Raw genomic sequence first — 13,963 nt, 5'->3', positions numbered from 1 at the left:
TACCGAAAGCGTAGCCAATTATTTTTTTAGAATGTAAGTCAAGAACTGAAGCTAAATAGCACCAACCATCCCTACTAGTATGAATATATGTAATATCTCCTACCCATTTTTCGTTAATAGAAGTAGTTGTAAAGTCTCTTTTTAAAACGTTTTCTAAATCTTCTGCTACCTTTTTTACTTGAATGTGGCTTGTATTTTTTTACAGTTACTGCACAAAGGCCAAGTTTAGTCATTAGTATTTGAACTCGCTTCAACGATACATTGAAGCCTTCTATACCAAGTATATAATGAATTCTAAGAGCACCATATATGCCTTTATTCTCTTTATATATCCTTTTAATAGCTGATTTTAATTCCTCATTTTCTAGTTCTCTTGCAGATTTAGTTTTATCAAAAGATTTATAATATGTGCTTCTGGCTACACCTAGAACGGTACACATAGTCTTAATATCATGTTTGCTTTTATTATTATTTATAAATTCTATAACTTCATCTAATTTTTTGTTGCAAATATGGCCATAGCTTTTTTGGCTAAAGCCCGCCTTTGGTGTAATATTTCATTTTCCTCTTTAATTATTGCCATTTCTTTTCTTAAAGCTTTTACTTCCTTTAATGTCATAACTTCATTTTCATCTACTTTAATTTCTTTTACATCTTTAATCCAGCCGTTAATTGTTGATTTTGCAATGCCATATTCGTAGACGATGCTCTGCTAAGCTCATTCCTGATTTAAATAACTCTACTATCATATCCTTGTATTCTTGATCGTATCTTCTGCCCTTTCCCATAATGGACACATCCTTTCTTAACTAAATATTATTTTAACTTAGTTCGTCTTAATGTGTCCACTACTTTATACTAACACCATGATTTATCACTAACCACTTTACATTACTTTAACTTTCATATTTTATTTCGTATATTCAAAAACTTCACTCCATGTTGGTATAGATTCTAAAGCCCCTATTCTAGTTGTTGTTAGTCCCCCAACTACATTAGCCAACTTAACAATTTCTACAATACTCTTATCTGGTTCATTTAATATCTGAGCTAAAACTGCACCTATAAATGCATCACCTGCTCCTGTTGCATCCTTCATTTCAATTTCCTTAGTAGGTACTAAAACTTGCATTTCTTTAGTAGTTAGTAATGCACCTAATTTCCCTAAAGTAACTATTAAATTCTTGCATCCTAAATTCACTATAGCTCTAGCTGCCTCTTCTATATTTTCCATGCCACTAATAAGCATTGCTTCTTCATCACTTAACTTTACTATATCGCTATCTGCAATAAATTCCTTGCAACAATTAATAAATACTTCTTGCTTATCTCCAAATAAAGCATCTCTATAATTAGCATCAAAAGAAATTAATTTATTATTTTTTAAAGCATAATCCTTTATTTTATAATAAGTTTCTTTTAACTGACCATCTAAAAATGCAGTTGCACTTCCAAAATGAAATAGATCAAATCTATCTAATTCTTTTTCAATATACTCAAATGGTAAATACCCATCTGCATCTCTTGCAAATTCAAAATCTCTCTCTCCATCCTTCATTAATGAAACAAATGCAAATGTAGTATTATGATCATTTAACTTAAACATTAATTCAGTATTTATATTGTTTGCTATAAGAGTATCTTCTAAAAACTCTCCAAAAGCATCATTTCCAACGCTTCCACAAAAATATGCTTCACAGCCTAACTTTGATATAGCTGCAGCAACATTAGCGGGTGCTCCTCCAGCTTTTTTTATAAATCCATTAGTTGCTTTTAAGGATTTACCTGCATTCATTGAAACAAAATCAATTAATGCTTCTCCTGGACAAAGTACTTTTTTCATAAACAATCACCTTTCATTTAACAAATCTGCTACTTACGTATTACACTTCAATTCTCCAAATATCAAAGCTATTAAATACAATTTCTCCATCAACAGCTTCTAAATTTACTTTATTGCTACATTCTAATGGATAAATGTTATTTGACATAGCTACTTTATTATCATCAGTAAATACTTCAATTGATATATTGTCTGAGAATATATTCACAGATAATGTATCTTCAAATAAATCTAAATCACAACTCTTGATTCCTTTATTGTAACCATCACAATTATTTCTATCAAATATTAACTTTTTATTTTTAATATCTAACCTTAAAATAGCTACACCCTTTTTATTTTCTCTTAATTTAATAATTAGTTCCTTAGCAGTTGTAGCTTTTAAATCAATATTAAATAACATTTCATATCTATCTTTATTTCTAATTATTATATCCTTACTTCCATTAAGAGTATTTAACTGAACTTTATTTTCTTCTTTTCTATAATCTCTAATCTCTTCCACTGGTATAAACTTTAACTTACCAGTTCTCTCATCAAGTTTAACCTCTCTAGGTAAAGACATTGCACCATTCCACTTATCTTCCATATTAGGGCCAAAATCAGTAAAACATTTCATCCAAGGCCAACTATTAGCCCAACCTATTACTATTCTTCTACCCTTATCATCTACTAATGATTGTGGAGCATAAAAATCAAATCCAAAGTCTACTTTTCCTTTTTGAGTCCATGTAAACTTTCCTGTAGAGTAATCCATATCTCCAACTAAATACATTGTAATTGTACTTCCAAGCTCCATTGGTGATAGCATTAAAACATGTTTATCTCCAATCTTAAAGAAATCTGGACATTCCCACATACTTCCTAGCTCACCATTGGATTCTGCTAAAACACTTACAAAATTCCATTGTCTTAAATCACATGAACTATATAATAAAGCTCTTCCTTCATTATTTTTAGTAGTTCCTATCACTACATACCAAAGGTCTCCTTCTTTCCAAACCTTAGGATCTCTAAAATCTCTATTTCCTTCAATAAAGTTAGGTAATATTACTGGATTTCCTTCAAACTTTTCAAAATTTACTCCATCATCACTTGTAGCAATACATTGAACTTGAACTGTTCCCTCTTCACTAGTAGTGGTACCTGTATACATTAACGTTAACACGCCATTATCATCTACAGCACTACCTGAGAAACATCCTCCATCTTTATCATCATCATAAAATTCACTAGGAGCTAAAGCTATTGGCAAGTGATTCCACTTAATTAAATCCTCACTTTCTGCATGTCCCCAATACATTGATCCCCATTTTGAATCATATGGATTATATTGATAAAATAAATGATACTTACCTTTATACTGAATAAATCCATTTGGATCATTAATCCATGATGCTGGTGCCATGAAATGATATCCTTGCCTATATTTACTTAATGCTACTTGATTTTTTATTGAATCTACATATTTCTGTGCTTGTTCTAATTTCTCCTTATGATTATTTGCCATATTAAAACCTCTCTAAAATAAATTTTTCTTTATCCTTTAATTCCACTAGACATAATACCTTGTACATAGTATTTTTGTAATAATAAATATACTATTAATATAGGAATTGTTGAGAATACTAATGCTGCCATAATTGGAGCATATCTTACTGGTGGATCTGTAAAGAATCCTTGTATAGCAAGTTGAATTGTTTTATGTTCTGGTGATGTTACTGCCATTAAAGGCCACATAAAATCACTCCAATGTGTTACAATTGTTAATACTGTTGCTGTTGCTATTACTGGCTTTGTATTAGGTAATACTACTTTTACAAAAGTCCCTAACACTCCACATCCATCAATACTAGCTGCTTCTTCTAATTCCTTTGGAAGAGACATGAAAAACTGCCTAAATAAAAATATATTAAAGCAATTACCTATAAAAGGTAGAAATAATGCAAAGAATGTATTTGTAATTTTTAATGTATTACTTACTAAATATAATGGTAATACAACTGTTTCAAAAGGAACTATATATAATGCAATAATTGCACTTAGTATGAGGTTCTTTCCTGGAAACCTTAATCTTGCTAACGCATATCCACATAAGGCATTAACAGGTATACCTATTAGAAGTATTAATACAATATATATCATACTGTTTAGTGTACTTTTTAATACTAATGATCTAGATAACATTTCCTTATAATTATCTAATGATGGATTAGATACAAAAAATGTTGCTATAGAACTCATATCTTTAAACAAATCTGCCTCTGGCTTTAATGATGATACAATCATCCATACTAATGGTAATACAAATATTAATGATAAACTTATTTGAAATATATATGCTAAAACTTTACTTAAAGTCCTTTTTTGATTTCTTTTCATAATCCTTCCCCCCTAATCTCCATTTACATTACATACCTTTTTCACAACACCTGATACTAGTAATATTACTAAGAAGAAAATTACTGCTATTGCACATGAGTATCCAACATTCCTATATTGGAAACCTTGTTCATATATCATATATGCAAGTGTTTTTGTTGATTCATTAGGGCCGCCTCCTGTCATTATATAAGGCTGTGTAAATAATTTAAAAGCTTGGATAGTAGTAATTAAAATTACAAAACTTGATACATTTTTTATACATGGTAATGTAACATTTTTAAATTTTTCCCACCAATTGCAACCATCTAAGCTAGCTGCTTCATATAGATCTCCTGGAACATCTTGTAAACCTGCTAAAAATATCATCATTTGATATCCAGCAGCTTGCCATATAGACATGAATATAATAGAATTCATAGCTTGTTTCTCACTTAATAAGAAAGGCTGTGATTGTATTCCTATAGAATTTAAAAGTGAATTTATAAGACCACTATCTCTGTTATATAAGAATGTCCATAATATAGCTACAACAACCATGGATGTAACCACAGGACTAAAGAAACAAATACGTGCCACCTTTGATGTTTTTAACTTTGTATTAACTAATAATGCTAATCCTAATGCAACTATAGTTTGAAGCGGTACTACAATTGCTGCAAAATATACTGTATTAAACAAACTCTTATAAAAAGCTGGATTCTTTAAAACATCTATATAATTTGTTAATCCAATGAAAACTTTTTGTGCTGGTTTTAGCATATTATATTGTTGAAAACTATATCCAAAAGCAAGTATGGCCGGTAACACTAAAAATAAACCAATAAATATAACTGCTGGTAAGACAAATAGCATTCCTGCTACTGCTTCTTTACTCATTGATTTTTTTAAAGTTACATCTGTTTTAATTTCTGTATTTCTCTTAATTGTTAGCATTAATACAATACCTACCTTTCTAAGAGAATTATGACTAAAAGCCATAATTCTCATTACTTATATATTAATTATTTCTCTTTATATCCTCATTAAAACGAGTAACTACTTTAGCTAAAGCGTCTTTAACGTCTACCCCAGTTCTTATATCTTGTAATGCTGATGCAAATTCACTTGATAATACTGGATAAGATGTTGAAATTGGTCTTGGATGTGCTGTATTTATTACTTGCTCCTTTATAACCTTTTTATTTTCATCTTGATATTCTTCCATATTATCAAATACAGATATTCTTGCTGGTGGTTTGCTTATAGCTGAACAATACTCTTCTACTTCTTCTGCTGATGTTAAGAATTCAAGTAACTTAGCTGCTGCTTCTTGGTTTTCTGAACCCGAAGTAATACCAAAACACCAATCCCCTGATGGTGAAACTACTTTACTACTTTCAGAGAATTTAGGATAGTATGTTATACCATAGTTAAAATCTGGATAGCTTTCTTCTATTGTCTGAATTTCCCATGATCCCATTAAATACATAGCTGATTTTCCTTCTTCAAAATCATTTGGTAATGGTTGAAGATTTATTAATCCTTCTACTGCAAATTTTTGATAAAACTCTAATGATTCAATGGATTTATCAGAATTTAAATATCCATCAATTTTTTTACCATCTTCTGAAAGTAACTCTCCTCCATTTGACCATATCATTGGAGCAAATGCATAAATTTGACCTTCACCTAAATCCCAATCTAAATTAATTCCATACATATCATTAGTTTTTAATTTTTTAGATATTTCATATACTTCTTTCCAAGTCCAAGCATCTTCTAATGTAGTTGGAGCTTGTATTCCTGCTGCATCTAAAACATCCTTATTGTAGAATAAAACCACAGTAGATTCTGCTGCTCCTAGTGCATATAATTGTCCATCAACTGTTCCTTGTTTTATTATTGACGGAACAAAATCTTCTAGCTTGTCTTCTGTGAAATATTCATCAATTGGAACTATTATTCCTGAATCTGCATAGTTAGCAACTGATGGACCATCCATAGCTATAATATCTGGTAAGCTACCTGAAGTTGCTGCTGCATTTATTTTATTTTCGTATTCATACCCATTCCCTCTTGGTATCATTTGTAAACTAGCTTCTATTTCACCTGCATATAATTCATTAAATTGTTCTATTGCATTTTTGTAATATTCTTGCTCAACAACTTGTCCCTCTTGAGTCCAAACAGTTATCTTTGCCACACTATCTGTAGCATTATTTGATGATGAACATCCATAAATATTAGCTGATAACATTCCTACAGTTAAAATTAAAGACAATATCTTTCCTCTTCTCAACATTTATACCACCTCATATTTTTATTGCATATGCTAATCAGTTAGCATATTATTATATACATTGTTAATGTTTACATTTATATTATAAATCCAAATTTTGGAATATGTCAACCGGTTTGCATATAATATTTTTTATTTTTTTCTATTAATTGACAATGCTACTTTTTGGATATTAAGATATAAGGAGAGGTGAGTAATTTGACAAATATAAAGGATGTAGCTATTAAAGCGGGTGTATCTGTTTCTACAGTATCCAGAGTAATGAATAATCGAGGCTATATTTCACAAGCCACCAAAGATAAAGTTTTTAATGCTATGAAGGACTTAAATTATCAACCAAATGAAATTGCTAAAAGTTTATTTAAAAAGAAGTCTAATATAATTGGTTTAATCCTACCTGACATTAGTACTCCTTTCTATGCTGAAGAAACTAGGTATATAGAAGAAGAATTATATAAATTAGGATATAAGTTAATGCTTTGTAATGCATATAATAGTAGTAGTAGAGAACAAGAATATATAAATATGCTTTTAAGAAATCAAGTAGATGGAATTATAATAGGTAGCCATACTTTAAAAATTGAAGATTATTTAAATCTAAATCTACCAATTGTTGCTTTAGATAGATATTTAGGAGATGATATTCCTATTGTATGTTCAGATCATATAGAAGGTGGTAAATTAGCAGCACTTGAATTATTAAATTGTGGTTGTACTAATATTCTTCATTTTTCTGGAAGCTTAAAAGTACCTACTCCATCTAATGACCGTCATAAATCTTTTAATGACACATTGGAAAGAAAAAATATTAAAGTAAATACAGTAGAATTACCTATTAATTTCTTCTCTTTTTTAGATTATTCTTCAATTATCCAAGAAGCACTTGATAATAATCCTGATATTGATGGTATATTTGCCACTGATACTATTGCTTTAGCTACAATTAAAGAGTTAATTAAACGTAATAAAAATATTCCTAATGATGTAAAGGTTGTGGGATATGATGGTTTATCTATTTGTGCTCTTACTTATCCTACTTTAACAACAATACAACAACCTATTAAGGACTTATCTAAGGAAGCTGTAAAAACATTAATTAATCTTATTAATAAAAAAAATAGTTATATTGAGAAAAAAATTATTTTACCTGTGTCTTTGAAAAGAGGTAATACTACTTAATTTTTTTAGTGTAACTGGTCTTATGGCTTTTTCTTTGGGACTGTTGATAGAATTGATATTACACAATTCTTTCAACAGTCCCTATTCTGTAACCTTTTAAAAGAGTAGGACAAGGCCATCCTACTCCCTTTTGCGTAATTTTGTAATTAATGCACTAAAACCATCTGAATATTGTATTACATTTAGAAAACTATACTTCCCTGTTTTATTGCAATATATTAATATCATTAAACTTAAATGTTAAAAAGATATATTCATTAATTTATCAGTATATTCAACTAATACTCATCCTTTCTTTTTTTAGTACCTTAAGAACTATAGACAACTATTATATTAGATTTATATACTTGCTAATAGTTTTCCTTGCCATATTTAATTCTCTAACAATCCCTCTAATGGAATATTCAACTTCACGCATTTTACAAACAAATTTAATTATTTCTTCCTTTCTAATAATTTTTCCCCATGAATAATTTCACTTTTACAGATATTTAATTATATCTGTATGGCTTATTTAAGCTACATTTCTGCAGTTATTTTTATTTAATATATAAAAATAACCTAAACACATTAATTTTTTTAATATATTTAGGTTATTTTTTTGAATAATTAATTTATATTTGCTTACTACATCACCATTTATACCTTGTATAATTAATATCTAATCGTAATAACTATACATTCTAAGTTTAAGATATTCTCTTAATTATACTGTTTTCCTTTATCTTAACTCTTCAATTTTACAATAATGTTCCTTCATTTTAGAATCATAACATATGGCTACAGCTAAACTTAAACGATGATTATTTTCCTTCTTAAATTTTTCTACATATTCTTTTTCTTTTATTTGATTTATTGCAACTTCAGGATCTTCATCCTTTTTCAATTCTACTATAAAGGCATAATAAGATAAAAATCCTAACACTATCATAGCAGAATATATTTCTTCTTTATTTCTTGGTGCTCCTTGGCCTGCTCTATATTCTTCATTAATAATAATATCAATTTCTTCTCCTGAAACCATTGCTATTACATCATCTCTGATGTCTAGAACGTTATATTTAAGATATTCTGCCACTTCATTCATAGCTCCTGTATTAGTCCAATAACTTTCACAATAGTTATTAACAAGTGCTTTTACCACTGATCTTGGATTATAAATTTTTATTCCAGTAGCTGTTAAATAGCCATTGTACCAATTTTCTAATTCTTTAAAATCCATCCGTTTATTTTTATTATATAATTCTAATACTTCTTCCTCTGTAAAACCAAAATATTCATCATATATTCTATCTTTTAAAAATGTATATTCATCAAACATATTAAGTGCAGAACCACTTGAATATTTTTTTATTGGCAATACTCCTGTCATATAACAAATAGATACATATGGCTGATCCTTTAAAAACTTCATTAAAAATGATAAAAACTCATTTTGATCTTCCTTAAAAAGATTACTGTTAAATATATAGTCCCACTCATCAAAAATAAATATAAATTTTTCATTTAATTCATTTAGTATATCCCATATAGCATAGTTTTCCTTAATTTTAACATTAGGTTTAAATTATCTATAATTAATGATTTATCTATAAAATATTTGCTTCTATACAATTCCTTATAATTTTCAAGATTCTTATTTGTATTTAAATATAGCGCCATATTCCACCTCCTATTGCATTAAATATTAATATATTAATATATTAATTCTAGATTAATTAGTTTGCTAAATCAATACTTCTTCATATTGTTCTTTACATTAATTAAATGTTTCCATCTCATATACATAGAATTCTTATTTGCTTTTAAAAGCATTTTATATGTAATTTTAACTTCTTCTTCTGAAAGAACATGCTTTTTATATTTATATATTTCCTTTAATAAGTCATAAACATATACTACTGGTGTTGTAGTGTTAACTTTTAAATCACATCTATTCATAAAGACAATAATAGAAATATATTCAATCTTATTATTTACTTTTAAATTTTCCTCTATTGCTTTAATATGACCATAATTCTGTTTAATAGGATTTCTAAAAAAGTTCTTTTTGTTATATATTATTTGTTGCCAATTATCAGCATTTTCACCCCCTACTATCCACCCTTGATAATTTTTAGTCTCAATTACAAATATTCCATAATTTGATACTACTAAATGATCTATTTGACTTGTACCTCTAGAAGTTTTTAATATTACGTCATTAATTACTTTATATTTATTCTTATCTAATCTTTTTAGTCTTTTTGAAACACTTCTTTCCCCAAGTTTTCCTTTATCTAAATACTTCTTTTTTACTAAAAAAGATATAATGAATAAGATTATAATTTCAACTATCATTTCGTATCTCGCTTTAATATATCTTCTTTATTTCTTAACATATTTATCATTTTTTATACTCTAATATTTTTATAATATATATTATTATATAAATTATATTACAATGCTCTTATTTGCCTTATTAATCATCCAGCTAGGGATTTCCTCTTGTAACTGCCAAGTAATACTTATAGGTTTACTTCCCATATGACTTTTATATTCTGCTAATCCTAAATAAGTATATGAAGAGGTTATTCCATTATCCTTTTGATTTTCTCTTACAAATAGTACTATTTTAGAGTTTTCTTTTTTATGATTAATATATCTTTTTCCTGTAACACTTTCTACAGAAGTTGTACTTTGACTCTGCCAGTGGAATAGCTTTTCATTTATAGCATAATCCTCATATAAAGTAGATGGTGAAAAATCTTTCTCACTTTTATTTAAGGTTATAAAGAATACATCTAGCTTTTTATCTGCAAAATATTTTACTCCTTCTCTAAAAGCTGGTTTCTTTTCTCCATTAAAATAATCTAAAGCTGCCATTATTTGATCTCTTGTATAGTTACAATGTAAATCCATAGGACAATCAAATCCAAGTTCAACTCTTTTGTCCACAAATCCTAATTTATGATAATTATATTTTAATATTTCCTTAACTTCTGCCATCATAGTTTTATTCTTTAAAAGTCTTTCTAAACCTTCCTGTAATGAATTTAGGTTTTCTTTTTCTGGACAGTTATTATAAAAAGTATAATACATCATATTCATCATTAACTTTTCTTCATTATTTACATTATAAATATCAATTTCTTCATCGATAATCTTATTAAAGAATTCTATTAATCTTCTTGAATTTATATGGAATAAGTTTCTTAGCTTCTTTGTTATTTCAACTTCATTTTCCTCATTAAAATCTTCTTTAACTCCTGCCATTACACACATTCTTGCAAAACTTCTATCTCCTGATTTACCATAAAAGTCTACTAATGATAATTCATAATGATTTAAGAAATTTTCCAAGGTAAGTTCTGAAAAGCTTTCATTTTTAAAATTTCTTAAAAGATTTATTATTTTATTTTTATTATTTACTGTGGATTTTATATTTCTTAAAATATATTCCTTGGCCTGCTTTTCTAATTGAATATAACACCCTTTAGGTAAAGTTAAAAATCCATTTTCTATATTATCTTTTACAGATCTATTGCTCTTACCAATGAGTGCTCTAAATTTTTCTTCAAAATTATAATTTTTATGTGCTTGCCCTACAAAATCTAAAACAGTTAAACATTCCTTACCTTCACTTAATCTTAATCCTCTTCCTAATTGTTGTAGGAATACAGTAAGACTTTCTGTTGGTCTTAAGAAAAGAATAGTATTTACTTCTGGTATGTCTACCCCTTCATTATAAAGATCAACCACAAAAATAAATTTAATATTACCATTTACTAAATTTTCTTTAGCTTTATTTCTTTCCTCTATAGTACTTTTTGATGTTAAAGCTATTGATGGTATATTAAGTTCATTAAATCTTTTAGCCATAAAAATAGCATGTTCTATGCTTACACAGAAACCTAATCCTATAATTTCATTTATATCAGTAATGTATTTATTTAAACTATTAACTATTTGAGAAACTCTTAAATCATCATTAGTATAAACATTACTAAGTTCTGCTATATCATATCCCTTTCTAGTCCATTTGACCTTTGATAAATCAATATTATCTGTAACTGCAAAATATTGAAATGGACTAAGAAGCTTTCTATCTATTGCTTCTGGTAGTCTGATTTCAGCACCTATTCTATCTTCAAAATATGAAAAGATTTCTTTTTCATCATTTCTTTCTGGTGTAGCCGTAAGTCCTAATAATATCTTAGGCTTATAATAACTTAAAAGCTTTTGATATGAAGGTGCTGCTGCATGATGGAACTCATCTACTATTATAAAATCATAATAATCTTCTGAAGTTACTTCAAATAATTTTTTACTATTTAAACTTTGGATTGATACAAATAAATGATCTATATTTTCTGGAGTTCTTCCACCTACCATAAGTTCACCAAAATTATTATTCTTTAAAATGGCTCTAAATGTATCTCTTGCCTGCTTTAAGATTTCTTCACGATGTACAACAAATAAAAGTCTATTTACCTGACCTTTATTTTCTTTGCAATAATTTTTATAATCAAATGCTGATATTACTGTTTTTCCTACACCTGTAGCAGCAATCACTAAATTTTTATTCTTATTAAATAGTTTTCTTTCAGCATCTAATCTTTCTAGTATTTCCTTTTGATAAGAATATGGCTTAATATCAAAAAGAAAATTATTTTCTCTTTCCACTTCCTTATTTTCTTTTCTTAATGCCATTCTTAATTTAAGCTTGTCTTCATCCGTACCAGTAAATAAAACAAACTCTCCATCATTCCAATAACTTTCAAAAGTAGCTTCAAACTTCTTAACTATATCAAAAGAATCCTGCTCTGTAATTTTAATATTCCATTCTAATCCTGAAGTTAAAGCAACATTTGATATATTGGAGGAACCAATGTAAGCTGTAGTAAAACCTGTATTTCTCTTAAACATGTACGCCTTAGCATGAAGTCTTGTTCTTTCTGTATCATAAGAAATTTTAATTTCTATATTAGGTAATTTTGCTAATTCATATATGGCTTTTTCATCTGTAGCTCCCATATATGATGTTGTTATTATTCTTATCTTTTTGCCATTTAAAGCTGCTTCTTCTAAACTTTCAATTAAACATCTTATTCCACTCCATTTAACAAAGGACACAAGTAAGTCTATTGAATCACATGAAAGGATTTCTTTATTAAGTTCACTTAGCATATTAGGTTCCATTGTTGCACCTGTAAAAAGCGAACTTTGTGATATTGGTGTAACTGGCCTTATGGCTTTTTCTTTAGATATTGCTCTTTTATTATTTATTTTAGAATAAAGAGCTGTAAGCATTTCTCCATTTTCACTTATTTTATATTTTTTAATATCATCTTCATTGGACACTTCACTTAATATGTAAACTATTTTATTACATGCTTCTATTTGCTTAAGAAGTTTTTCATTATCTTCCTTAGCTTTATCTCTTACATAATTTAATGCTTTCCTTATTACTGATTCTATGTATTGAGCCAATATGGCTCTAGCTTCTTCATTATCAAGTTTTTCTTTATCAATTATATATTTTTCTTTATCTAATTCATTTAAATTTTCTAATACTTCTTCATTTATTATTTGTTCATATAATCCTTCTTTTATCATCTTTCACCATCCAATAATTTAAAATATAATCTAAATTTTATCATATTACTTTTAGTAAAGTTGTATAAGTCATTATATTTCTCTATTTTCTTTTATTTTTAAATCAAGGTTGCTAATGGGTAGTATAACTATTATAAATCACAATAATTTAAATTTTATTTTTCTTTTTTGATAGAAATAAAGATATAGTTTATAGAAACATAAATAAATAATATTGGAAGTGAAAATTAAAAATGAATTCCATATAAACAAAATTGTAAGTAATTGAAGTTCAGATTTATTTGAATTATAAATAAAATATATAATTGTAATATAAACTATACTTATAGAAATAGGTATTATTAATGAATAAATTATTTTCTTGCGAAAGGTAAGTTTTTTAATAACAAAACCAGTAACTATTCCTAAAACTATAGGAATAATAAAATATAAAATAGGAACTAAATTAAAGATTACTTCTTTTGGTAATACTTCTTTTTGCACTAACTCACCTCCTGACCCAACTCGTAACTTAATACAATTGTTCAAAACTTTATATTCTTATTATACATAATTTATGGATTATAATTCCAGTAATTATGTAAATAAATTTAAATTTATTTACATATTTGTTTCCTTATCTTAAAATCTTTTATTAGTTCGTACAGTTTCTTTGTCGGTGTTAAAAAAACTTCGTCTGC

11 protein-coding genes and 1 pseudogene are annotated in these 13,963 nt (G+C 27.5%); 1 reads left to right on the top strand and 11 read right to left on the bottom strand.

Annotated features, from left to right (window positions below; all coding sequences use genetic code 11):
- From H8R92_RS13460 to H8R92_RS04750, 8 genes are all read right to left on the bottom strand, one after another.
- Positions 1-118 (bottom strand): DDE-type integrase/transposase/recombinase (locus H8R92_RS13460; protein WP_366461207.1); only part of this gene is annotated, 118 nt, incomplete at its 3' end.
- On the bottom strand, positions 114-440 hold the full coding sequence (locus tag H8R92_RS04775; RefSeq protein ID WP_186834841.1) for an IS3 family transposase: 327 nt from the start codon (positions 438-440) through the stop codon (positions 114-116). The genes H8R92_RS04775 and H8R92_RS13460, both read right to left, overlap by 5 nt.
- A gap of 53 nt (positions 441-493) precedes the next feature.
- Positions 494-619 carry a hypothetical protein gene (locus H8R92_RS13325; protein ID WP_279287098.1) on the bottom strand — a complete coding sequence of 42 codons (126 nt, stop codon included), beginning with the start codon at positions 617-619 and terminating at the stop codon, positions 494-496.
- 291 nt (positions 620-910) lie between these two features.
- Positions 911-1,843 (bottom strand): carbohydrate kinase family protein, encoded by a 933-nt coding sequence (locus H8R92_RS04770; protein WP_186834840.1) that lies wholly within the window; start codon positions 1,841-1,843, stop codon positions 911-913.
- Positions 1,844-1,883: 40 nt separating this feature from the next.
- Complete coding sequence (locus tag H8R92_RS04765; protein WP_186834839.1) at positions 1,884-3,353, bottom strand: glycoside hydrolase family 32 protein; 1,470 nt, start codon at positions 3,351-3,353, stop codon at positions 1,884-1,886.
- A 29-nt stretch (positions 3,354-3,382) separates the two neighbouring features.
- A complete protein-coding gene (locus tag H8R92_RS04760; RefSeq protein ID WP_022166507.1) occupies positions 3,383-4,225 on the bottom strand; it encodes a carbohydrate ABC transporter permease in 843 nt (280 codons plus the stop codon).
- A 12-nt stretch (positions 4,226-4,237) separates the two neighbouring features.
- Positions 4,238-5,206, bottom strand: coding sequence for a carbohydrate ABC transporter permease (locus H8R92_RS04755; RefSeq protein ID WP_330606879.1), 969 nt, complete (start codon positions 5,204-5,206; stop codon positions 4,238-4,240).
- A gap of 19 nt (positions 5,207-5,225) precedes the next feature.
- On the bottom strand, positions 5,226-6,509 hold the full coding sequence (locus H8R92_RS04750; protein ID WP_186834838.1) for an ABC transporter substrate-binding protein: 1,284 nt from the start codon (positions 6,507-6,509) through the stop codon (positions 5,226-5,228).
- 195 nt (positions 6,510-6,704) lie between these two features.
- Between H8R92_RS04750 and H8R92_RS04745 the strand changes: the two genes are divergently transcribed.
- Entirely contained in the window at positions 6,705-7,685 is a 981-nt protein-coding gene (locus H8R92_RS04745) for a LacI family DNA-binding transcriptional regulator (protein ID WP_186834837.1), read from the top strand.
- Between the two features lie 721 nt (positions 7,686-8,406).
- Here the strand turns inward: H8R92_RS04745 and H8R92_RS04740 are convergent.
- The 3 genes and pseudogenes from H8R92_RS04740 to H8R92_RS04730 form a co-directional block, all read right to left on the bottom strand.
- Positions 8,407-9,246, bottom strand: a pseudogene (locus tag H8R92_RS04740) (P-loop NTPase family protein); the annotation flags it as partial.
- A 170-nt stretch (positions 9,247-9,416) separates the two neighbouring features.
- Positions 9,417-10,025 (bottom strand): nuclease-related domain-containing protein, encoded by a 609-nt coding sequence (locus H8R92_RS04735; RefSeq protein ID WP_186834836.1) that lies wholly within the window; start codon positions 10,023-10,025, stop codon positions 9,417-9,419.
- A gap of 93 nt (positions 10,026-10,118) precedes the next feature.
- A complete protein-coding gene (locus H8R92_RS04730; protein ID WP_207722800.1) occupies positions 10,119-13,283 on the bottom strand; it encodes a DUF3427 domain-containing protein in 3,165 nt (1,054 codons plus the stop codon).
- Positions 13,284-13,963: the final 680 nt, after the last annotated feature.

It is taken from the genome of Clostridium lentum, assembly GCF_014287815.1.
GTDB lineage: Bacteria > Bacillota > Clostridia > Clostridiales > Clostridiaceae > Clostridium > Clostridium lentum.
This window is presented reverse-complemented; position numbering and strand designations above follow the sequence as displayed.

Excerpts from the sequence above, each read along its gene's own strand:
- H8R92_RS04760 (WP_022166507.1), bottom strand. The coding sequence starts at position 4,225 with ATGAAAAGAAATCAAAAAAGGACTTTAAGTAAAGTTTTAGCATATATA.
- H8R92_RS04770 (WP_186834840.1), bottom strand. The coding sequence starts at position 1,843 with ATGAAAAAAGTACTTTGTCCAGGAGAAGCATTAATTGATTTTGTTTCA.
- H8R92_RS04755 (WP_330606879.1), bottom strand. The coding sequence starts at position 5,206 with ATGGCTTTTAGTCATAATTCTCTTAGAAAGGTAGGTATTGTATTAATG.
- H8R92_RS13325 (WP_279287098.1), bottom strand. The coding sequence starts at position 619 with ATGACATTAAAGGAAGTAAAAGCTTTAAGAAAAGAAATGGCAATAATT.
- H8R92_RS04730 (WP_207722800.1), bottom strand. The coding sequence starts at position 13,283 with ATGATAAAAGAAGGATTATATGAACAAATAATAAATGAAGAAGTATTA.
- H8R92_RS04735 (WP_186834836.1), bottom strand. The coding sequence starts at position 10,025 with ATGATAGTTGAAATTATAATCTTATTCATTATATCTTTTTTAGTAAAA.
- H8R92_RS04775 (WP_186834841.1), bottom strand. The coding sequence starts at position 440 with ATGTGTACCGTTCTAGGTGTAGCCAGAAGCACATATTATAAATCTTTT.
- H8R92_RS04750 (WP_186834838.1), bottom strand. The coding sequence starts at position 6,509 with ATGTTGAGAAGAGGAAAGATATTGTCTTTAATTTTAACTGTAGGAATG.
- H8R92_RS04765 (WP_186834839.1), bottom strand. The coding sequence starts at position 3,353 with ATGGCAAATAATCATAAGGAGAAATTAGAACAAGCACAGAAATATGTA.